The sequence below is a fragment of the Nostoc sp. genome (assembly GCF_035638895.1).
In the GTDB taxonomy this organism is placed as follows: Bacteria; Cyanobacteriota; Cyanobacteriia; order Cyanobacteriales; family Nostocaceae; genus Nostoc.
Map to the genome: position 1 here is coordinate 1 of NZ_DASQZC010000070.1, position 3,187 is coordinate 3,187.

Genomic DNA, 3,187 nt, shown 5'->3' on the forward strand with positions numbered 1-3,187 from the left:
TGAGAATGATATAGCCCTGATATTAATCATGATTTGCATATAACTCAGCAGTTACGACACTTATCCAAATTTTATTCATTTTGAATTTTGAATTTATATCCTCTCCCTTACTAAAGAAGCTGTATTACTGATTCCACTGAAGAGTGCAAAACCGCCAGCAGCAGCCACAAGTAACGATAAAATTGGTGCTAAAACTCCCAGAAAGATTATGAACCACATTAAATCTGGATCAGCAGTAGGATTTTGACCTGGCCCGTTTACAATAACTGCGGCAGTCACAATAGCAATAATATTGAATGAAATCTTGGCAATTCCAATAGATAAAAATCCTGTCAGCCATGCAAAAATTGGTTTACCAGCTACAGGCAATAAAGAGCCACCTACAGCTATTGGCCCTAAAAGGGCTATTAGCAACATAGTAGCTTCTATCAGATTTTGAAAGGCATATTGCAAGGAAACTAAAAAGTTTTTGATACTTGTTTGGACTGTAGAACCTAACAAAGAATTAAATGAGGTTTCTGATACAAGGCTAGTGCCATATCTAATATTATCTATCTTAGTTTGTAGCCTATTTATCCAAACTCTCCTTCCGTATGTATTTCTATATTTCTGCAAGAGAATATTAATTCTCTCCGAAGCTTGAACAAAGCATTTACTTTGTTGTTCACCAGTTAACGATTGGCAAGGACGCAGAAAAGAACCAGTTACTTCTTCAGCAACACTCATATTAAGTGCTTGTTGGAACATTTGACCCGCATCTGCTGATACCACTACTTGCTGATTCACAGTGTTTAAAAAATCCCGTAATCCCAGTGTCAGATTAGAAAGGATACTTCCCTTACCTGAATTACTTAAGAGAATCACCACCACAAAAGGCCAGATTAAGGCTGATATTGGACGACTATATTCGTAGGATATTAAGTCTCTGAGGAATTGTATCATAAAAAATAACAGGGTTCCTACCGCAAAAAAAATACCCAGATTTGTCAGCGCTCCATACAAGTTATTACTGGTGGTGTTTTGTAATAAATTCAGCCATTGACTATTCCAACCTTCGGCAATACTTAGAGAAGTTCTGGCACCATTATTGAGAACGTCATCAATGCCTAGTTGGTTGCCTAGTTGGGCAAAAATTAGTTGAATAGCAAGTTGCATTTTGAGTTTATGGGCTGTTTTTTTATTTCGTAGGGTGCGTTAGGAATGTTACGCACCATTCCGGATCTTTCGATGCGTTACGCTGTCGCTAACGCACTCTACCAAACTGTTTTTTAGACTTACTGTTGGTTTATTTCGGTTTCTCCTTTAAAAAGGCTTGTCATTACCAACATTTTTTTGTAACAGTCAAAGTGTAACACTTACTCACATCCCGCCCAGAACTTAAGTTCTGGGCTAATAGCTCAAGTCCACTTAAGTGGACTGAAATTTTCGTTTTCACAAGGTCTACTAGCCATCTACATCGTTGAAAATATTGTATTTAGTCCTCTTGAGAGGACTTTAGCTATTAGCTTAGGAATAAATTCCTAAGCGGGATAGCAACGAAGCGAGTGATTGAAAAGATGTGGGTAATGACAAGCCTTGAAAAGCTTCTTCTTAGAGTTTCTTTCTCCCCATTTTAAGGGGGTTAGAGGGGATTAATAAATGCCTAAAATCACAGCCAACCACTTTTCAAACAAGCTCTTAAGGATTTTAAAAAATATATGGAAAGGAAAATTAAAGTTTTTTTATCCTAAAATTCTACTTACCAACTTTTTGTCTGCCAAACAAATCTAGTTGAGAAGTAGCTCGTAAAAGCCTCGCCGCTTCTGTAGATGTATCTACTCTCCGAGCGCGATTTGCCTCTTCTGCCTGCTGAGAAATATTTGCTAAATTTAAATTAGAATATTGTAAAGACTGATTCGTTTGTATTGTTTGAGCAAATGTTTCACCTAGAAATTGTGATTGTGCCTCTTGAATTCTGATAGTTTGTAATTGAGTAAAACCTATTAATTGTGCTAAAAGCGTAATAGCCCTGATAGTTTCATTAGTTCCAGCAGGTGGATTACCAGGAACAGAAATACTCCCTAAATTCCCAATATATGTATCTTTTGCCGACTCTGTCTGTCCGGCAGAACTAGCAATTTGTTCTAGTGTATTTTCAGTATTTTCTAACTTTTCTTGTGTCCGCTTTTGTCCATCTTTACCAAGAATAGCTTCCGATGATCCACGAGTAATAAAACGATTGAGTTCATTACTAACTCCATTTGCCCGTACTGCTGCATTATTTTCAAAGCGGCTTGCTTTAGATTCTGAACGATAAGATTGTTCGATAATTTTCTTACGAACCTCTTGTCCGGCAAAGACGGGGTTAGGTATCTTCAATTCTGTATCTCCCTTGGCACTATCAAGAGCAATTCGACTTTGTGCTTCTACAGGGTTTAAGTTCTCGCTCAGATTCTTTTGAAAGTATTTTTCCATATCTCCGTAATATGATTTAAAATCAGTCCAAACCTGGCCTAATTCCGTCTGAACTTGTGCCATTGCTGGTAGAATTGCCAGAGATAGCAACGTCAGAGTAAAAATGGTAGTTTTTTGCATATATTTGTGCCTGAAAAAGGTAATTTAGCTTTTTAACTATGATTTATAGCAAGGCAGGGAGTAGGGAATAGGGAATCGGCTTTTTCGAGTTATACGGAGTTTTTTCAAAAATCAAATAGGAGTTCTATATAACTTTTTGAATCACTGTTAACTGCTTACATAACCCGATTAACTACTACGCAGATTAGCGACTAATTGACGTGCAAATGCAGAAATTGCTTCATATTTATCACTATGAAGTTGCATCATTTTACTACGTGCCGTTTGTTCAGCAGGGTTATTAGCAACTGCTGCCAATTGTTCGTAACCTGGATAATAACGACAGAATGTATAAATACCGTTATCATCTAACAGCCATTGGCTATAAACGCTTTCTTTCCGGGGAAAAAAGCTTTCTGAGGCATTACGAGCAATAATGTTGCGGGGATATTTTAAGATATCTGCAAAACTATCCACTGCAACCGGCTGAATGCGTCCAATCAATCGTGTTGTCAAGTTTTGCAAAATCTTAGATGCAGCTTTAGATTTGGCAATTGTATCAGGATCTTGTCCTGATAAAATGACTCTGATACCGGCTTTAGCGCCGTTTGCACAAACTCTGCCAACTAAGTCA

2 protein-coding genes and 1 pseudogene are annotated in these 3,187 nt (G+C 37.5%); all 3 read right to left on the bottom strand.

Going from position 1 to position 3,187, the window contains the following annotated elements:
- Positions 1-93: 93 nt before the first annotated feature.
- Complete coding sequence (locus VE944_RS02960; RefSeq protein WP_229555468.1) at positions 94-1,155, bottom strand: hypothetical protein; 1,062 nt, start codon at positions 1,153-1,155, stop codon at positions 94-96.
- Between the two features lie 579 nt (positions 1,156-1,734).
- On the bottom strand, positions 1,735-2,574 hold the full coding sequence (locus tag VE944_RS02965; protein ID WP_324972040.1) for a hypothetical protein: 840 nt from the start codon (positions 2,572-2,574) through the stop codon (positions 1,735-1,737).
- 168 nt (positions 2,575-2,742) lie between these two features.
- A pseudogene (locus VE944_RS02970) lies at positions 2,743-3,187 on the bottom strand (hypothetical protein); the annotation flags it as partial.